This is a genomic window from Kocuria tytonicola (assembly GCF_003687175.1).
Taxonomy (GTDB): Bacteria; Actinomycetota; Actinomycetes; order Actinomycetales; family Micrococcaceae; genus Kocuria; species Kocuria tytonicola.
Genome location: NZ_RDEX01000001.1, coordinates 1103299 through 1121148 on the forward strand (window position 1 = coordinate 1103299; position 17850 = coordinate 1121148).

Sequence of the window (17850 nt, forward strand, 5' to 3'; positions counted from 1 at the left end):
GCGCGCCCCCTTCTCGACACGATGGAGCACACACGATGAGCACCTCGCACCAGCCCGGTGACCTCCCCGAGGGCACGCCCGAACCGCACGGCGCGGGGGAGCACCCCGGTTCCGTGAACCCCGACGAGACCACCGCGCCCGAGCACAACGCACCGTGGAACGGCGCCCGGGCCGGGGACGGCCGCGTGGCCACACCGGACGCCGACGCCGCCGCGTCCGGTGCCGCCGTCCCCGGAACCTCGTCCGCGGGCATCGCGGCGGGCGGGGCCACGGCGGCCGGGGCGCACGCGAGCGGGGAGCCTGCCACCGGAGGAACCGCGGTCGTGGCCGCGGCCGGGGCGGGTGCGAGCGCCGCGGGCACCGAGAAGCGCCGCGGCCGCCGGGCCCAGCGTCCCGAACCCACCGCTCGCAGGAGTAGGACCCGCAAGACCGTGGCGCGTGGTGAGCCCGTGCTGAGCGTGCGCGGTTTGTCCGTGGACTTCGGCGTGGACCGCGAGTGGGTCCCGGCCGCGATCGACCTGAACTACGACGTGGCTGCGGGCGAGGTGCTCGCAATCGTGGGCGAGTCCGGCTCCGGCAAGTCCGCGAGCTCGATGTCCATGCTGGGTCTGCTGCCCTCCAACGCCCGGGTGAACGGCTCAGCGAAACTCGGCGACGAGGAGCTGATCGGGCTGCGGGGCAACGCGCTGCGGCGCGTGCGCGGCGAGGAGATCGCCGTGATCTTCCAGGAGCCCATGACCGCACTGAACCCCGTGTACACGGTGGGCCAGCAGATCGTGGAGACCATCCGCCTGCACCGGGATGTCTCCCCGGCGGAGGCCACCGAGCGCGCCAAGCAGATGCTCACCATGGTGGAGCTGCCGGACCCGGAGAAGGCGTTCCGCTCCTACCCCCACCAGCTCTCGGGCGGTCAGCGGCAGCGCGCCATGATTGCGCAGTCCCTGTCCTGCGACCCCAAGCTGCTGATCGCGGACGAGCCCACCACGGCGCTGGACGTGACCGTGCAGGCCGAGATTCTGGACCTGATCCGCAACCTCAAGGACCAGCTGGACTCCGCGGTCATCCTCATCACCCACGACATGGGTGTGGTGGCGGACCTCGCGGACAAGATCGCGGTCATGCAGAAGGGCGTGATCGTGGAGCAGGGCACGGCGGAGCAGATCTTCTCCGCGCCGCAGCACCCCTACACGCGGTCCCTGCTGGAGTCCGTACCGCACCTGGGCCAGGGCAACGAGTCCGACGAGTCCGTGGACATGGTGGCGGTGCTCGAGCGCTCCCTCGCCATGCCCCTGGCCCCGGACCGCAGCACGGCCGAGGAGGCCTCGATGGACACCCTCGCGCAGCGCGTGGTGGCCCCGGTGCTGCAGCTCAAGGACGTGGCGATCGAGTACCCCAAGCAGGGCCGCAACCCGGCGTTCCGCGCGGTGGAGGACGTGAGCCTCACCGTGGCCGCGGGGGAGACCGTGGGCCTGGTGGGCGAGTCCGGTTCCGGCAAGACCACCATCGGCCGTGTGGCCGTGGGTCTGCTGCCCACGGTGGCGGGTTCCCTGGTGGTGGACGGCGTGGAGCTGGCCGGGGCCTCCCGGTCCACGCTCAACAAGGTCCGCAAGGACGTGGGCATGGTCTTCCAGGACCCGTCCTCCTCCCTGAACCCGCGGCTGCCCATCGGCGAGTCCATCGGAGAGCCCATGTTCCTGGCCGGTGCGGCCAAGGGTGCGGAGCTGCAGAACCGGATCGAGCAGCTGCTGGACCAGGTGCGCCTGCCGCGCAACTACCGCAACCGCTACCCGCACGAGCTCTCGGGCGGTCAGAAGCAGCGCGTGGGCATTGCCCGTGCCCTGTCCCTCAAACCCAAGCTGCTCGTGGCGGACGAGCCCACCTCCGCGCTGGACGTCTCCGTGCAGGCCACCGTGCTGGACCTGTTCGAGGAGCTGCAGCAGGAGATGGGCTTCGCGTGCCTGTTCGTGACCCACGACCTCGCCGTGATCGACCGGCTCGCCAACCGCATCGTGGTCATGCAGCACGGGCACATCGTGGAGCAGGGCTCGCGTGAGGCGGTGCTGCGCCACCCGGAGCAGGAGTACACCAAGCGGCTGCTCGCAGCCGTCCCGGTGCCCTCGCCCGAGGCCCAGCGGGTGCGCCGCGAGCTGCGTCAGCAGATGGCGCAGCACGTGTCGTAGCGGCGGGTCGCGGCAGCGTCGGGCCTGCAGGGCGTCGAACCGCAGCCGACGCCGCGCCGGCCCGCGACCGACCGGGCGTGCAGGCTCGCGGGCAGTCGGACCTGCCGCGTTGCGGCCCAGGAGCACGGAACGGGACGTCATCCACCGGATGGCGTCCCGTTCCCATGGGTTTTCCGCGCAGTCGCTGGTGACGCTGGCGCCATGGTGAACCCCACGCGACTCTCATCCGACCTCGCCCGCCCGCGGCGCGAGACCGGCGCCTACCTCTCCACCGTCCGGTCCCTGTCCGCGACGCAGCTCACGCAGCCCTCGCTGTGCGGGTCCTGGGACCGCGCGCACGTGGTCGCCCACCTCGCGTCCAACGCCCGGGCCATCGCCAAGCTCGTGGAGTGGGCCGTCACGGGCGAGCCCCAGCAGCCCTACACGTCCCGTGACGCGCGGGACGCGGAGATCGACGAGCTGGCGGACCTGCCGCGGGAGGAGCTCATCCGGCTCTCGGAGGACAACGCCGCGTACTTCGCGCAGCAGTGCGAACGGCTCTCCGGGGCGCTGCGGGCAGAGGATCTCGATCTGCACGGCAAGCCCATCACCGCCGCCACCATTCCGGCGGTGCGGATCGCGGAGCTCGTGATGCACCACGACGACCTCGACACGTCCTGGACCCTGGCAGATGCGGACACCGAGTCCGTCCGGGACACCCTGGAGGGCGCGGTGCGTGCGATGCGCGCGAAGGGCGCACCGGGCATGACGCTGCGCACCACGGAGCACGACGAGTGGATCATCGGCGACGGTGGTCAGCTCGTCACCGGGGACCGCGTGGGGATGCTCCTGTGGCTGGCCCGGGGCAGGAACGAGGGCGTCAGCTCGAAGGGCGCGCTGCCCGAGCTGCCCACCTGGTGAGCTGAGGCCTCTGCCACGGTGGGCGGGCCCTCCGGCCCGGCCAAGACCCTCCCGGGCGGTTCAGGAAACGTGCGCTGCGGTCACGAGAGCACTGCGAGGGCATAGGCCGCGAACAGGGCGAGGTGGGCAACCCCGTGCACCGCCGTGGCGCGCGGTGCGGTGAACGTGACGACCGACAGGAGCAGGCTCACCGTGAGCAGCACGAGATCCGCAGGCTCGGGGGCCAGCACCACGGGTTGCCCCGTGAACATGCCGATGACCAGCACTGCCGGGATCGTGAGCCCCAGAGTGGACACCAGGGCCCCGTGGCACAGGTTGCTGACCCGTTGCAGTTCCCCGGCCAGTGCCGCCCGCACGGAGGTGATGGACTCCGGAAGGAAGACGATGCCCGCGATCAGCACCCCCGCGAGAGCGCTCGGGGCTCCCAGCCTGCCCAGACCGTCGTCGAGCAGCGCGGCCATGCTGTGGGACAGCAAGACCACGGGCAAGGCGGTGAGGACCAGCAGAGCCAGCCGGGAGAGGAGTTCTGCGCGGTGTTCGTGGAACACGGAGCCGTGCGCCGACGTGCTGGGGGACGCAGCTGCAGCGCTCCGTTCCGCACGGTGGATCCGGGGGTCGACCTCCGTGAAGTCGCCGGCCTGCACACCGGTCTGGCGGCGGAGGAAGAACGCGTAGCCGCCGAGCACCAGCGCGACCACCGGGACGGACTGCCAGGGGAGATAGGAGCCGTTCTGCCCGATCGTCGCCGGGAGTGCGAATGCGAGGACGCCGAGCACCAGCAGCAGCGAGAGGTACGCCGCCGCTCCGGCGTGGTTGGGGACCATCCCGCCGTGGCGCAGCCCGCCGACCACCAGGCACAGCCCGATCACCAGGTCGAGGATGATCATGGCCACGGCCATCACGGAGTCGCGCGCGATGCTCCCGTGCTCGCCAGGGCCGAGCATCACCGCAGAGATCAGCACCACCTCCACCACCACGATCGACAGCGTGAGCACCAGGGATCCGTAGGGGTCTCCCAGTCGTTCCGCCACGTGCTCCGCCTGCGCGACCACCCCGGTGGAGGCGAAGAGGATGACCCCCACGATGGCCGCGAGCGCGAGCACCAGCGGAAGCACGGGCACGGGCGGGGTGAGGGGCCCGGAGAGCAGGGCCAGGACGACGACGGCGAGCCACCCGACCGCGAGCCGGGCGAGCGCCAGCGGGGTCAGGACACGGCGCAGGGTGGGGAGCATCGGAGGATCACCTGGTTCCTCAGGACCCGGTGGGCCCCGCGAGGGGCGAGGTCGTCCCCGGGGCGTGGAACGGTGACCGGGTCGTCCCGGCACCGTGTGCGGCGCGAGGGCCGCGACGAGGTGCGGTGGAGCGGGGAGGCTGCGCCGGGACGCGGCGGGACGGTTCAGTCGCGCACGCCGAAGAGCCAGGCGTCCGCGCGGTCGGTGTGTGGGTCGTCGAAGTTGACGAAGGTCCGGCCCTTGGCCTCGACCTTCTTGTACTCCTGGACGACCTCCAGGCTCAGCCGTTCGCGGTGCTCGACTTCCACGATCACCGCGGTGGCGCCGGAACGGTCCGGGAGGGTGGCGGGGTAGGCGAGCGCGGCCACGAGGATCTGGGGTGCCTTCTCACGCGCCATGGCGCGCAGGGTGTCCAGGATCTGCTCAGGGCGCATGTCCGCGGCCTCCTGGGGGTCCACGGAGTTCAGCTCGAACTCGCCGTCCTTGCCGCCGGTCACGAGGAACGCCGGGAACGCGCCGTACGCCGCGACCTGCTCCTCCACCACGGCCTGCACGTGGCTCAGCGCGGTGTCCACGGTTTCCACGGCCGAGTCCGAGATCCACTGGCGCCACGCGTTGTCGTGGTCCGCGCGGGCGCGGGCCGCCTCCGCCTTCGTCATCCGGGACGTGCCCCGGGCGGGCGTGGTGCGGCGTCGTGCAGGGCGAGCGGAGGACTGTGCCACGAAGGAGGACTCCTCAGAACGGTGGAGGGGCGGATGGTGTGCTGAGTCCAGGGTAGGCGCTCGCTAGACTGGATCGGAACCACTCAGCCAAGACCAGGAGCATGCATGTCTGCGATCACTCGCGACCAGGTGGCGCACCTGGCGGAGCTGGCCCGGATCGAGATGACGGACGAGGAGCTGGCCCGTGTGGCCGGCGAGCTCGAGCTGATCGTCTCCTCCGTGGCCTCCGTCAGCCAGGCCGCCGGACCCGACGTCCCCGCCACGAGCCACCCCCTTCCCCTGCAGAACGTCTTCCGCGAGGACGTGGTGGGGCAGACGCTCACGCAGGACGAGGCGCTCCTGAACGCCCCGGACGCCCAGGACGGCAAGTTCCGGGTCCCCGCCATCCTGGACGGGGAGTGATCATGGCCGAGTCGATCGTCGAACTCTCCGCCGCGGACCTCGCGTCGAAGCTCGCCGCGGGCGAGGTGTCCTCCGTGGACGCCGTCCAGGCGCACCTGGACCAGATCGCCGCCACGGACGGTGCCGCGCTGGACGCCGCCGACCGCTCCCGCGGCACGGACGGGCTCAACGCCTTCCTGCACCGCAACACCGAGGAGGCGCTGCGGGTGGCCCGTGAGGTGGACGAGGCCCGCGTCAAGGGCGAGGAGCTGCCCGAGCTGGCCGGTGTGCCGGTCGCGGTCAAGGACCTCATCGTCACCAAGGGCCAGCCCACCACGGCGGCCTCCCGCATGCTGGAGGGCTTCATGAGCCCCTACGACGGCACGGTGACCCGCAAGCTGCGCGCCGCCCGCATGCCCATCCTGGGCAAGACGAACCTGGACGAGTTCGCCATGGGCTCCTCCACGGAGCACTCCGCGTTCGGCCCCACGCGCAACCCGTGGGACCTCACCAAGATCCCCGGCGGCTCCGGTGGTGGCTCGGCCGCGGCGGTCTCCGCGTTCCAGGCGCCGCTCGCGCTCGGCACGGACACCGGCGGTTCCATCCGTCAGCCCGCGGCCGTGACCGGCACCGTGGGCGTGAAGCCCACCTACGGCTCGGTCTCGCGCTACGGCGTGATTGCCATGGCCTCGTCCCTGGACCAGGTGGGCCCCTGCTCGCGCACGGTGCTCGACGCCGCCCTGCTGCACGAGGTCGTGGGCGGCCACGACCCCGCGGACTCCACCTCGCTCCCGGACCCCGTGGGCGGCTACGCGCAGGCCGCGCGTGCCGGTGCCGCGGACGGCGGACTCGAGGGTCTGCGCGTGGGCGTCGTCAAGCAGCTCACGGGTGAGGGCTTCCAGGCGGGAGTGCAGCAGCGCTTCGAGGAGTCCCTGGACCTACTGCGCGGCGCCGGTGCGGAGATCGTGGAGGTCGAGGCCCCCAACTTCGAGTACGCCCTGGGCGCCTACTACCTGATCATGTCCTCGGAGGTCTCCTCCAACCTCGCCAAGTACGACGGCGTCCGGTTCGGTCTGCGGGTCACGCCCGAGGGCACGCCCACCATCGAGAAGGTCATGGGCGCCTCGCGCGCCGCGGGCTTCGGGGACGAGGTCAAGCGCCGCATCATCCTGGGCACCTACGCGCTGTCCGCCGGGTACTACGACGCCTACTACGGCTCGGCCCAGCAGGTGCGCACCCTCGTGCAGCGGGACTTCGCGGCGGCCTTCGACAAGGCCGACGTGCTGATCTCTCCCACCGCACCCACCACGGCGTTCGACATCGGCGGCGTGGACGAGTCCGCGGACCCCATGCAGATGTACCTCAACGACATCGCGACCATCCCCACCAACCTGGCGGGAATCCCCGCGCTCTCGCTGCCCGGTGGGCTGGCACCGGAGGACGGGCTGCCCGTGGGCATCCAGTTCATGGCGCCCGCGCGCGAGGACGCCCGGGTGTACCGGGCCGGAGCCGGGCTGGAGCGGCTGCTCACCGAGAACTGGGGCGGACCGCTGTGGCGGCACCGCGGCGACGTCGTCGGGACCGTTCGTGACTTTGCGGCCACGGCCGCGCAGGGAGGCAAGTGATGAGTCAGGACGTGCTGTCCTTCGAGGAGGCCCTCGAGCGCTTCGAGCCCGTGCTGGGGTTCGAGGTCCACGTGGAGCTGAACACCCGGACCAAGATGTTCGACGCCGCGCCCAACACCTTTGGGGACGAGCCGAACACCAACATCACGCCGGTGTCCCTGGGACTGCCCGGTGTGCTGCCCGTGGTCAACGGCAAGGCCGTGGAGTCCGCGATCAAGCTGGGCCTCGCGCTGAACTGCTCGATCGCGCAGAGGTGCCACTTCGCGCGGAAGAACTACTTCTACCCGGACACGCCCAAGAACTTCCAGACCTCGCAGTTCGACGAGCCCATCGCGTACGAGGGGTACCTGGACCTCGAGCTCGAGGACGGCACGGAGTTCCGCGTGGAGATCGAGCGCGCCCACATGGAAGAGGACGCCGGCAAGCTGACCCACATGGGCGGTGACGCCGGGCGCATCCAGAACGCGCAGTACTCCCTGGTGGACTACAACCGCGCGGGTGTGCCGCTCATCGAGATCGTGACCAAGCCCATCGTGGGTGCGGGGGAGCGGGCTCCGGAGCTGGCGCGCGCGTACGTGGCGGCCATTCGGGAGATCGTGAGGAACCTCGGCATCTCGGACGCCCGCATGGAGCGCGGCAACGTGCGCTGCGACGCGAACGTCTCGCTGATGCCCAAGGGCGCCACCCAGTTCGGCACGCGCTCCGAGACGAAGAACGTGAACTCGCTGCGCGCCGTCGAGCGCACCGTGCGCTACGAGATCCAGCGCCACGCCGCCGTGCTCGCCGCGGGGGAGAAGGTCACGCAGGAGACCCGGTTCTGGCACGAGGACACCCGTTCCACCACCGCCGGGCGCCCCAAGTCGGACGCGGACGACTACCGCTACTTCCCCGAGCCGGACCTGGTGCCCGTGGTCACCACCGCGGAGTGGATCGAAGAGATCCGGGCTACCCTGCCCGAGCCGCCGGCCGAGCGCCGCAAGCGGCTCAAGGCGGACTGGGGCTACTCGGACGAGGAGTTCCGGGACGTGGTCAACGCGGGTGTGCTGGACGAGATCGAGCGCACCATTGCCGCCGGCGCCACGGCCGCGACCGCCCGCAAGTGGTGGATGGGCGAGATCGCCCGCCTCGCCAAGCAGCGCGAGGTGGAGATCGCCGAGCTGCCCGTCACCGCGGAGCACGTGGTCGAGCTGGACGCGCTGATCGCGGACGGCAAGATCAACGACAAGCTCGCCAAGAAGGTGCTGGGCTTCGTCGTGGCGGGCGAGGGCACCCCGGGCGAGATCGTCGAGGCCCGCGGTCTCGGGGTCGTCTCCGACGACGGCGCCCTGAGCGCCGCCGTGGACGACGCCATGGCCCAGATGCCGGACGTCGTGGAGAAGATCAAGGGCGGCAAGGTCCAGGCCGTGGGCGCGCTGATCGGTCCCGTCATGAAGGCCACCCGCGGTCAGGCGGACGCCGGACGCGTGCGGCAGATCATCCTGGAGAAGCTCGGCGTGCAGGGCTGACGCCCCGCGCTACTTCTGGCCACCGGCCCGGTTCCCCGCGCGGGGAACCGGGCCGGTGCCGTGCCGGTCCAGAGCTCGTCGCTCAGCCGCCACTCGTGCAGCCCGTGCTCCCGTGCGGAGTCGGTGGTGACGACCCCCGCGATGCGTTCGCGGATCGCCCGGTCCTCCGCGTCCGAGCGGCACACACCGGAGGGGGCGTCCGAGGCCACGGGGCACCACGCGTACCGTCCGCCCTGGGTGTTCGAGCTGGGCACCCACGCGAGGTCGTTCACGCGCCAGTGCCCGTCCGCGCCGCGCGCGAACTGGAAGCGGGCCATGATCCCCTGGTCGTTGCTCTCGGCCGCCGGCGGGGCGGTCTCGGTGACGTTGTTGCCCACGCCGTAGACGATCCACGTGCCGCGGTGGTTCTCGATGGGCTGCACGCTGTGGGAGCCGTGGCCGTACACGGCGTCGAAGGCCCCGGAGTCCGCGAGGGCGTGGGCGGTGCGCTTCTGGTACTCGTCCGCCGTGTCGGTGTACTCCATGATCGAGTGCATGGCGGCCACCACCACGTCCGCGCCCTGCTCGCGGGCCTTCTTCGCCTGGGCCACGGCGTGGGCCACGTCCTGGGCGGCGGTTTTCTCCCCCACGCGGGGGTCCGTGCCGTCCCGCAGCCGGTCGATGCGCCACGGGGTGTCCTGGGGCTTCTCGTTGAGACTGTTGGTCCCCGTGACCACGGCGAGCTTTCCGGTGGGGGTGTCCACGATCATCGGCTGCTCCGCGTCCTGCTGCGAGGCGTAGGAACCGGTGTACTGCAGGCCGGCCGCGTCCATCGTGTGGATGGTCCGCTCCACGCCGGCCACACCCTGGTCCACCGCGTGGTTGCTCGCTGAGGTGCACGCGTCGTAGCCCGCGTCCTTCGCCGCGCCGAGGATCTCCGGCGGCACGTTGAACTCCGGGTACGCGGCGTAGGGACCGCCCGCGGGCGCCACGGGCGTCTCCGCCTGGCACACGGCCACGTCCGCGCGGTCCAGGTAGGCCCGCTGCTGCTGGAGCAGGGGCGCGAAGTCGAAGTTCGCGCCGTGCGCGCGCTGCGGATCCGCGGCGAACTGGCTCCACAGCCCCTCGTGCAGCAACAGGTCGCCCGAGACCGCCAGGCTCAGGCATGCGTCCTCGGGGCACTCGGGTCCCTTCCCGGCGCCGGTGCGGTGCTGCTCCTCGCTTGCGCGGGGGGACGACGTCGCCCCCGCGCTCTGCGGGGCCTCTCCGGGATTCTCTGCGGGGGCACCGCAGCCGGAGAGCAGCAGGGCGCCCGTCGTGAGGAGGGCGAAACCGGCCCGTCGGCGAGCACGTGAGCGGCGCGAGGACGGTGTGCGGACAACCATCCGGCGATGCTATCGCACACGCCGTGAGCCAGATCATGCCCCATTACGTCACATGAATCTGACGAAATTGCGTTTTCTGCCGGGGCCGGACATCATGCTCAGGTAAGGCTTTCCTAAGTTCTGGTGTCGAGCGGAAAAGTGGGGACGGACGTGGGTCCTACCAACAACGGGGCGGGTGCCGCCCACGCGGGTGTCGAGGAGCGGGCGGTCTCGCTCGCGCACCGCATGCTCTCGGGCGCCGGGCAGGCCTCCGTGGTGGCGTACCGCCTGGAGGGTCAGCCCACTGTCACCTCGGTGGCCCACGGGCTCACGCGCCGCGGGGAACTCGTGGTGGCCACCACTGTCGGACCCGCGGAGGTGGGCGCCGACGCGCTGGTTCCGGGGGAGCCGATGGACGTGCGCGTGGACATCACCAAGATCGCCCCGGAGCCGGACGTGCGGATCGTCGCGGCGAGCATGCATCTGCTCGCGAGCCTCGAGTGGCTGCACCCCCTGGACGCCGAGCTGCTGCGAGGGAGCGGTGAGCTGCCGGATCTGGTGGCCGCGGTGGCCGGAGCGCCCGGGGGCCGCCTGGCCGTGCTGGACACCGCTCGCGTGATCCTCCACGACGGCACCGGTGCCACGCCCCTGGCCTTCGCCCACCTCCAGCAGCACGGCCGCAACGGCGCCGTGGCGTCCGGGTACGTGCAGGAGCTGGAGTCGGCGGCCCTGGATGCGGTCACGGACGTGGACCGGCTGGACCTCGCCGCCCTGTGCGACGCCGCGGAGCAGGGCTGGATTCCCGCACACCTGCTCACACGCACACCGTCCCTGGGCGGTTGCCAGCACACGCTGGAGCGCGACTTCGTGGTGGACGTGGACCGCACGGGCGTCACGGTCCTGCGCCACGGGGCGGAGGAGACGAGCGTCTACTTCGTGCCCTTCGACCTCCGCAGCGCCGCCCCGGGTGGCGCAGCGGCCCACCTCAGAACGCTGCTCGGGGTGCGGTCCGCCGCCTGAGTCCTACTCGGCCTCGTAGCTGCCGCAGTTCGCGTCCGCGGTGACCTCGATGGCGGATGCGGTGCACAGCAGGTCCTTGTTGTGCGTGCACTCCAGGCGCTGGCACGCGCCCACCTGGCCGTTGGCGGTGGGCAGACCGCCACGGGCGTCGAGCGAGATGAACGTGGTGCACGAGGCGTCGGAACCCTGACCGCCCACGGTGATGGCGGGTGCGGTGCAGCCGTTGTCGTTGAAGGCGCAGCCGGTGGCGGTGCAGGTGGAAACAGCGGTGAGAGTGGCCATGATCTTCTCCTGTGACTCGTGTGGTGCTCGTGGCATCGGTCGTGATGAAAAGAACACTAAAGGCATTTCCGGAATGTGACTAGTAAGTTCTACCTTACGACACAGCATTGTTTGCTAATTGGATTGCATTACGTTCGAGTGAATGCAGGGCATGCTCACCGAATTACGGAAATGGACATTTCACTAATCAGGACAGCACCAGTCCGGCCAGGGAGTAGGCCGCGAACCCCGCGAGGAAGCTGATCAGGAAGTTCTTGGAGGCCAGGTTCACCAGCACGGACACCGCCGCCGCCAGGATCAGCCGGCTCAGCTGTGTCCCGGGGTCCGCCTCGACCAGCGTGTAGGCCACCAGGATGAGCATGAGCCCGGCGGGCAGCAGCGTGGAGAACTCTTTGAGGTCCTCGCGGTCCCGGTAGCGGTGAGCCACCTGCATGGGGAGGAAGCGCAGGGCAAAGGTCACGGCGGCGCACACGAGAATGGCGGCAATCACGTCATGCCTCCTTTCCCGCACCGCGCGGCATCGTGGTCCTGCGCGGACGCCGCACCATGAGGACGCACAGCGCGGCGTAGCAGAGCATGGCGCCCAGCAGGAAGAGGCTGCGCGGCAGCAGCAGTCCCACGCCGATGGAGAGCAGCGCTGCGGCAAGGATCTTGCTCCGCTGCGTCGTGGCGGTGATCGCGCCCACGAACAGCAGGGAGAACAGTCCCGTGAGGGCGAAGTCGAAGCCGTCGACGGACTCCGGGACGAGTCCACCCGCAAAGGCACCCACGGCCGCGCCGAACACCCAGTAGAAGTGCGAGACGCCCTGGACCAGCAGCAGCTGGTGCTGGGTGGTGGGATGCACTCCGCTGCTGATCAGCGCGTAGGCCTCGTCCGTGAGCGCGTAGGGACCATAGAACTTCGCGAACGGGGAGTGCAGCAGGTGTGTGGGGTAGGAGAAACCGTAGAACACGTGGCGGCTGTTCACCAGCAGTGTGGTCACGGCGATCTGCGCCAGCCCGGCGCCCGCGGCGACGAAACCCACCAGCAGGAACTCGATGGAGCCCGCGAACACCACCAGTGCGGTGAGCGGCGCGAGGTACGGGGCGAATCCCAGGGACACCGAGTACGCACCGAACGCCATGCCCAGCGGCAGGTACCCCATGGCCACGGGCACCGTGACCCTCAGGGCCCACGGCAGGCTGCCCTTCTCCGTGTTCATGCGGGGCGGCGCTCCTCACCGTTCGTCCTGCGGGTCCCGGCCACGCTAGCGCGGACCCGGGCCTGCGGTGGACTCCGCGCGTCGCTGGGCGACTGTAACCTACGACACATGACCTCTCGTTACGCAACTCCCGCAGACCTCGTGGCCACCCCTCGACTCGCCGGACTCGCGGCGCACCGCGACGGCCCGGTGGTCGCGCTGCGCCAGGAGCTCTCCCCGGACGGCACGCGCTACGTCACCCACGCCTGGGCCGTGCCCGCGCGGGGCGAGCCGGTGCAGCTCACCCACGACGAGAGGGGCGTCCGGGAGGCCTGCCCCACCGGCTCCGGCACCGTGTGGTTCACCTCCGACCGCCCCGTGCCCGGTGACGAGGACAAGCGCACCCGGCTGTGGCTGCTTCCCGAGCGCGGTGAGGCCCGCGCGGTGCTGGACGCCCCCGAGGGCATCTCCCACCTCCAGCTCGGTGGGGACCGGCTGTTCTTCGTCTCGGGCCTGCACCCCGCCGCCCGCGGCGCGCAGGACGAGTTCGCGCGCAACCGCGAGAGCCACGACCGCCGGGAGGAGACCGGTGTGAGCGCCGTGCTCCACGACCGCTCGCCCATCCGTTTCTGGGACCACGACCTCCCGGCGGCGGAGGACGCCCTCTGGTTCCTGGACACCGGGTCCCTCTCGGCGGATGACGACGCCGCCGGGGCCGTCCGGCGCGTCGAGCTGCCTGCCGGGCGTCTGGGCCACGTGTCGGTGGCCCCGGACGGCACGTGGCTGCTCGTGGAGATGGCGGTGGTGGCCGAGGGCGGTGTGGAGCGCACGCAGCTGTGGCGCATCCCCCTGCCCGCCCCGGCACCCGCCGCGGACAGCCCGGAGGGCGCGGGCGCAGCGGACTCGGCAGAGCGGGAAGGTGCTGCAGGTGAGCCCGCACCGTCCCGCGGCGGGCCGGTCGGCGCGGGGGAGGCCGAGCTGCTGCACGACGCCTCCGTGGCGGAGCAGTGGTCCCCGGGGGAGGTGAGTCCGGACGGCTCCCGCGTGGTCCTCACCCGCCACCGGCTCTGGCGGGACGGCGTGAACATGGCTTTGTCGCTGTGGGTGCGGGACATGGCGACCGGCGAGGAGATCGAGGCCGTGCCGTGGGACGAGCACTGGGCGGCGGACGCGGCGTGGCTGGACGACGACTCGTTCGTGTGCGTCTCCGACCACCGCGGCCGCGGCATCGTGCTCCGGGTGCACTGCCCCCGCGGCGGGGACGTCCGCGTGCAGACGGCTGCCGGTGGCGCGGACCAGGACTGGACCTACTCCTCGGTGCGCGTGGCGGGGGAGGACCTCGTGGGCCTGCGTGCGAGCTACGCCCACCCCGCGCAGCTGGTGCGCTGGTCCGCGCCCGGTGCGGCAGCCTCCGACGCCGGTGCGCGGGCGACGTCGTCGAGCCACGGTGACCCGGCGCCGTCGGACGCGCCCGAGGGATCCGCAGGACCCGCCCCGGTGACCGGGCTGGTTCCCGACGACGCCGTGCCCGGGCGTCTGGAGGAGGTCACCACCACGGCCGGGGACGGCACCGAGATCCGCGCGTGGCTCGCGCTGCCCGAGAGTGCTGCGGGCACCCGGCACCCGCTCGTGGTGTTCGTGCACGGGGGTCCGTGGGGTTCCAACAACCAGTGGAGCTGGCGCTGGAACCCGTGGCCGTTCGTGGCGAAGGGGTACGCGGTGCTGCTGCCGGACCCCGCGATCTCCACGGGCTACGGCCAGTCGATGATCGAACGGGGTCAGCAGGAGCTGGGCGGGGCGCCGTTCACGGACGTCATGGCGCTCGTGGACGCCACCACGGCGCGCGCGGACATCGACCCCGAGAAGCAGGCGCTCATGGGTGGCTCCTACGGCGGGTACATGGCCAACTGGGTGGCCACGCACACCGGGGGCCGGTTCCGGTGCATCGTGACGCACGCGTCCGTGTGGAACCTGGACTCCATGGGGGCCACCACGGACAACACCCTGTGGCGCGAGGCCATGGGCCCCTCCCAGGCCGCCGAGTACTCCCCGCACCGCTTCGTGGAGCGCATCGAGGTGCCCCTGCTCGTGATCCACGGGGACAAGGACTACCGGGTGCCCGTCTCCCAGGGACTGGAGCTGTGGGCGGACCTGCAGCGCAGCACCTCGGTGGCGGGCCACCGCTTCCTCTACTACCCGGATGAGGGGCACTGGATCCTCAAGCCCGCCAACGCACGGACCTGGTACGAGACCACCCTCGCGTTCCTGGACCAGCACGTGCTGGGGAAGGACTGGGAGCGGCCCGAGCTGCTGGGCTGAACCGGGCCGCCGGGAGCGTCGCCCCGCCGTCGCCACCCGCGGCGCGGCGGCGTCGTCGGGCGAGCACCGCGTACGGCGGCGGAGAGTTCGGTCACGTGTGCGCGGGGCGGCAGGTGGAGGGGAGTAGAATCGCCACGATTCCCCTCTGCCTCTACCTGCGAAGAGAGACTCGTGTATGTCTGAAAACACCGCCCAGCGCGCCGATCTGCGCAACGTGGCCATCGTGGCCCACGTTGACCACGGCAAGACCACCATCGTCGATGCCATGCTCCAGCAGACGCACGCGTTCTCCAGCCACGGAGAGGTTGCGGAACGGGTCATGGACTCGGGCGACCTGGAGCGCGAGAAGGGCATCACGATCCTCGCGAAGAACACCACGGTGTTCTACGACGGTCCCGCCGCGAACGGCGAGACCATCACCATCAACGTGATCGACACCCCCGGCCACGCGGACTTCGGCGGCGAGGTGGAGCGTGGGCTGTCCATGGTGGACGGCGTGGTGCTGCTCGTGGACGCCTCCGAGGGCCCCCTGCCCCAGACGCGCTTCGTGCTGCGCAAGGCCCTCGAGGCCAAGCTGCCCGTGATCGTGGTCGTGAACAAGGTGGACCGCCCGGACGCGCGCATCGAAGAGGTCGTCTCGGACACCATGGACCTGCTGCTGGGCCTGGCCTCGGACATCGCCGAGGACAACCCGGACCTGGACTTGGACGCCGTGCTGGACGTCCCCGTGGTGTACGCCTCGGGCAAGGCCGGCCGCGCCTCCACCGACCAGCCCGCCAACGGCGAGCTGCCGGACAACGAGGACCTCGAGCCGCTGTTCAAGACCATCATCGAGCACATCCCGGCGCCGTCCTACAACCCCGAGGGCGTGCTGCAGGCCCACGTGACCAACCTGGATGCCTCCCCGTTCCTGGGCCGCCTGGCGCTGCTGCGCATCTTCAACGGCACCCTCAAGAAGGGCCAGACCGTCGCCTGGGCCCGCCAGGACGGCACCCTCAAGAGCGTGCGCATCTCCGAGCTGCTCGCCACCAGGGGCCTGGACCGCGTTCCCGCCGAGAGCGCCGGACCCGGTGAGATCGTGGCCGTCGCGGGCATCGAGGACATCACCATCGGTGAGACCCTCACGGACCTGGAGAACCCCGCTCCGCTACCGCTGATCACCGTGGACGATCCCGCCATCTCCATGACCATCGGCATCAACACCTCCCCGCTGGCCGGGCGCGTCAAGGGCGCCAAGGTCACCGCGCGCCAGGTCAAGGACCGCCTGGACAAGGAGCTGATCGGCAACGTCTCCCTGAAGATCCTCCCCACCCAGCGTCCGGACGCGTGGGAGGTCCAGGGCCGCGGCGAGCTCGCGCTGGCCATCCTGGTGGAGCAGATGCGCCGCGAGGGCTTCGAGCTCACCGCGGGCAAGCCCCAGGTGGTCACCAAGACCGTCGACGGCAAGGTGCACGAGCCGTTCGAACACATGACCATCGACGTCCCCGAGGAGTACCTGGGCGCCGTGACCCAGCTGATGGCCGGGCGCAAGGGCCGCATGGAGGGCATGAGCAACCACGGCACCGGCTGGGTGCGCATGGAGTTCAAGGTGCCCTCCCGCGGTCTGATCGGCTTCCGCACCAAGTTCCTCACGGACACCCGCGGCGCGGGCATCGCCTCCTCCTACGCGGACGGCTACGAGCCGTGGGCCGGGGAGATCGAGTACCGCACCAACGGCTCCATGGTCGCGGACCGCGCCGGCGTGGTGACCCCGTTCGCCATGATCAACCTGCAGGAGCGCGGCTCGTTCTTCGTGGAGCCCACTTCCGAGGTGTACGAGGGCATGATCGTGGGCGAGAACTCGCGCGCGGACGACATGGACGTGAACATCACCAAGGAGAAGAAGCTCACCAACATGCGTGCGGCCTCCTCGGAGACGTTCGAGAACCTCACCCCGCCGCGCAAGCTCACGCTCGAGGAGTGCCTCGAGTTCGCCCGCGAGGACGAGTGCGTGGAGGTCACCCCGGAGGCCATCCGCATCCGCAAGGTGGTCCTGGACGCCAACGAGCGGCTCAAGGTCGCCCGTCAGCGGGCGCGCGCCTGATCGTGGTCGACCCGAAGTACCCGGGCGGGGGACACGCCATCGCGGGCGCGGCGGACACGCTGCTGCCCGCGGGCGTGGACCCCGCCCGGGCGCGTCTGCTCTTCGTCCACGCCCACCCGGACGACGAGGCGATCAACACCGCGGCGTCTATGGGCCACTACAGCGGCCTGGGCGCCACCACGGTGCTGCTGACCATGACGCGCGGCGAGCGCGGCGAGGTCATCCCGCCCGCGCTGCGCCACCTCGAGGTGGGCCAGCCGGGCTGCCCGGACACGGACGGCACCGCCCTGGGGCTGTACCGGATCTCCGAGCTCGACGCCGCCGCGGCCGCCATGGGTCTCACGGACCGGTTCTACGCGGGAGAGCCTCCCGCCCTGGACGCCTCCGTGGGCTTCGCCAACGGCGCGGGGAAGTACGTGGACTCCGGCATGAGCTGGGGGCCGGACGGCCACGCCCAACCCGCCGCGGATGTTTCGCCCGCCGCACTGACCGCGGCCGATCCCGAGGAGGCCGCCGCCCACGTGGCCGCGGCCGTCCGGGCGCTGCAGCCGCACGCGGTGGTCACCTACTCGGACGACGGCGGCTACGGCCACCCCGACCACGTGGCCACGTTCCGGGTGACCGTGCGCGCCGTGCAGCTGGCCGCGGCGGCGGGCGATGCCGAGAACGACGCCTGGTCCGTGCCCCTCACGTGGGGGATCGAGAGCGAGGTGGACCCCGCCGACCGCCGGCTGCAGGCCGCGATCCGCGGCGACCTCGCGGTGAAACGGGCCGCCATGGCCGCCCACGCCACGCAGATCGTGCTCGCGCCGGACCCGCAGGACACGGGGTACACCATGTCCAACGGCGTGCTCCAGCACATCAACACCACCGAGACGTACCGGCTGCTCGATCGGCGCACCCCGTGAACGCACCGCACTCGGACAGCGGCCGTGACGGGGACGGCGGCCAGTGCGCCGCCACCTCGCCGCGCGCACCGGGTGCCGCGCGGGGAGCGCGGGACGCCCCGACGCCTCCTGCCCGGAGAAGATCGCGTCCGCTGAACGGCACGGAGCCCGCCGCACCATGGGCGGCCCT

General features: G+C 71.3%; 15 protein-coding genes. 9 read left to right on the forward strand and 6 right to left on the reverse strand.

Features of this window, described 5'->3' with window-relative positions:
• The first annotated feature begins 35 nt into the window (after window positions 1-35).
• Window positions 36-2180 (forward strand): ABC transporter ATP-binding protein, encoded by a 2145-nt coding sequence (locus tag EAE32_RS05045; RefSeq protein WP_243635580.1) that lies wholly within the window; start codon window positions 36-38, stop codon window positions 2178-2180.
• Window positions 2181-2381: 201 nt separating this feature from the next.
• Complete coding sequence (locus EAE32_RS05050; protein ID WP_121864358.1) at window positions 2382-3080, forward strand: maleylpyruvate isomerase family mycothiol-dependent enzyme; 699 nt, start codon at window positions 2382-2384, stop codon at window positions 3078-3080.
• Window positions 3081-3160: 80 nt separating this feature from the next.
• On the opposite strand, the gene EAE32_RS05055 is transcribed toward EAE32_RS05050, so the two are convergent.
• Together EAE32_RS05055 and EAE32_RS05060 are read right to left on the reverse strand one after the other, a co-directional pair.
• Window positions 3161-4312, reverse strand: coding sequence for a calcium:cation antiporter (locus EAE32_RS05055; RefSeq protein ID WP_121864359.1), 1152 nt, complete (start codon window positions 4310-4312; stop codon window positions 3161-3163).
• Window positions 4313-4476: 164 nt separating this feature from the next.
• A complete protein-coding gene (locus tag EAE32_RS05060) occupies window positions 4477-5034 on the reverse strand; it encodes a hypothetical protein (RefSeq protein WP_243635581.1) in 558 nt (185 codons plus the stop codon).
• A 105-nt stretch (window positions 5035-5139) separates the two neighbouring features.
• Between EAE32_RS05060 and gatC the strand changes: the two genes are divergently transcribed.
• From gatC to gatB, 3 genes are read left to right on the forward strand one after another with little or no spacing between them, the layout of a single operon-like run.
• Complete coding sequence (gene gatC, locus EAE32_RS05065; RefSeq protein ID WP_121845018.1) at window positions 5140-5436, forward strand: Asp-tRNA(Asn)/Glu-tRNA(Gln) amidotransferase subunit GatC; 297 nt, start codon at window positions 5140-5142, stop codon at window positions 5434-5436.
• A gap of 2 nt (window positions 5437-5438) precedes the next feature.
• Window positions 5439-7040 (forward strand): Asp-tRNA(Asn)/Glu-tRNA(Gln) amidotransferase subunit GatA, encoded by a 1602-nt coding sequence (gene gatA, locus EAE32_RS05070; protein ID WP_207803857.1) that lies wholly within the window; start codon window positions 5439-5441, stop codon window positions 7038-7040.
• Entirely contained in the window at window positions 7040-8545 is a 1506-nt protein-coding gene (gene gatB, locus EAE32_RS05075; RefSeq protein ID WP_121845020.1) for an Asp-tRNA(Asn)/Glu-tRNA(Gln) amidotransferase subunit GatB, read from the forward strand. The genes gatA and gatB overlap by 1 nt, the downstream gene beginning before the upstream one ends.
• On the opposite strand, the gene EAE32_RS05080 is transcribed toward gatB, so the two are convergent.
• A complete protein-coding gene (locus tag EAE32_RS05080; protein ID WP_243635582.1) occupies window positions 8485-9909 on the reverse strand; it encodes a CapA family protein in 1425 nt (474 codons plus the stop codon). The genes gatB and EAE32_RS05080 overlap by 61 nt on opposite strands.
• 123 nt (window positions 9910-10032) lie before the next feature.
• On the opposite strand from EAE32_RS05080, the gene EAE32_RS11765 reads away from it, so the two are divergent.
• Window positions 10033-10908 carry a hypothetical protein gene (locus EAE32_RS11765; protein ID WP_243635583.1) on the forward strand — a complete coding sequence of 292 codons (876 nt, stop codon included), beginning with the start codon at window positions 10033-10035 and terminating at the stop codon, window positions 10906-10908.
• A 3-nt stretch (window positions 10909-10911) separates the two neighbouring features.
• On the opposite strand, the gene EAE32_RS05085 is transcribed toward EAE32_RS11765, so the two are convergent.
• The 3 genes from EAE32_RS05085 to EAE32_RS05095 all read right to left on the reverse strand — a co-directional run bounded on the left by EAE32_RS05085 (window position 10912) and on the right by EAE32_RS05095 (window position 12392).
• Window positions 10912-11190 carry a DUF1540 domain-containing protein gene (locus EAE32_RS05085; protein ID WP_121845021.1) on the reverse strand — a complete coding sequence of 93 codons (279 nt, stop codon included), beginning with the start codon at window positions 11188-11190 and terminating at the stop codon, window positions 10912-10914.
• Window positions 11191-11377: 187 nt separating this feature from the next.
• Window positions 11378-11680 carry an AzlD domain-containing protein gene (locus EAE32_RS05090; RefSeq protein ID WP_121864361.1) on the reverse strand — a complete coding sequence of 101 codons (303 nt, stop codon included), beginning with the start codon at window positions 11678-11680 and terminating at the stop codon, window positions 11378-11380.
• Between the two features lies 1 nt (window position 11681).
• Complete coding sequence (locus EAE32_RS05095) at window positions 11682-12392, reverse strand: AzlC family ABC transporter permease (RefSeq protein ID WP_121864362.1); 711 nt, start codon at window positions 12390-12392, stop codon at window positions 11682-11684.
• 108 nt (window positions 12393-12500) lie between these two features.
• On the opposite strand from EAE32_RS05095, the gene EAE32_RS05100 reads away from it, so the two are divergent.
• From EAE32_RS05100 to EAE32_RS05110, 3 genes are all read left to right on the forward strand, one after another.
• Window positions 12501-14690: an alpha/beta hydrolase family protein gene (locus EAE32_RS05100; protein ID WP_121864363.1), complete on the forward strand. Its 2190-nt coding sequence runs from the start codon at window positions 12501-12503 to the stop codon at window positions 14688-14690.
• A 175-nt stretch (window positions 14691-14865) separates the two neighbouring features.
• Entirely contained in the window at window positions 14866-16773 is a 1908-nt protein-coding gene (gene typA / locus EAE32_RS05105; protein WP_121864364.1) for a translational GTPase TypA, read from the forward strand.
• Window positions 16774-16775: 2 nt separating this feature from the next.
• The gene (locus EAE32_RS05110; RefSeq protein WP_121864365.1) at window positions 16776-17681 is read left to right on the forward strand and encodes a PIG-L family deacetylase; all 906 of its coding nucleotides are present in this window, start codon (window positions 16776-16778) and stop codon (window positions 17679-17681) included.
• Window positions 17682-17850: the final 169 nt, after the last annotated feature.

What these genes read in the sequence shown, in the direction of transcription:
- EAE32_RS05055 (WP_121864359.1), bottom strand. Translation starts at nt 4,312, where the DNA reads ATGCTCCCCACCCTGCGCCGTGTCCTGACCCCGCTGGCGCTCGCCCGG.
- EAE32_RS05050 (WP_121864358.1), top strand. Translation starts at nt 2,382, where the DNA reads ATGGTGAACCCCACGCGACTCTCATCCGACCTCGCCCGCCCGCGGCGC.
- EAE32_RS05085 (WP_121845021.1), bottom strand. Translation starts at nt 11,190, where the DNA reads ATGGCCACTCTCACCGCTGTTTCCACCTGCACCGCCACCGGCTGCGCC.
- typA (WP_121864364.1), top strand. Translation starts at nt 14,866, where the DNA reads ATGTCTGAAAACACCGCCCAGCGCGCCGATCTGCGCAACGTGGCCATC.
- gatA (WP_207803857.1), top strand. Translation starts at nt 5,439, where the DNA reads ATGGCCGAGTCGATCGTCGAACTCTCCGCCGCGGACCTCGCGTCGAAG.
- EAE32_RS05045 (WP_243635580.1), top strand. Translation starts at nt 36, where the DNA reads ATGAGCACCTCGCACCAGCCCGGTGACCTCCCCGAGGGCACGCCCGAA.
- gatC (WP_121845018.1), top strand. Translation starts at nt 5,140, where the DNA reads ATGTCTGCGATCACTCGCGACCAGGTGGCGCACCTGGCGGAGCTGGCC.
- EAE32_RS05080 (WP_243635582.1), bottom strand. Translation starts at nt 9,909, where the DNA reads ATGGTTGTCCGCACACCGTCCTCGCGCCGCTCACGTGCTCGCCGACGG.
- gatB (WP_121845020.1), top strand. Translation starts at nt 7,040, where the DNA reads ATGAGTCAGGACGTGCTGTCCTTCGAGGAGGCCCTCGAGCGCTTCGAG.
- EAE32_RS05095 (WP_121864362.1), bottom strand. Translation starts at nt 12,392, where the DNA reads ATGAACACGGAGAAGGGCAGCCTGCCGTGGGCCCTGAGGGTCACGGTG.
- EAE32_RS05100 (WP_121864363.1), top strand. Translation starts at nt 12,501, where the DNA reads ATGACCTCTCGTTACGCAACTCCCGCAGACCTCGTGGCCACCCCTCGA.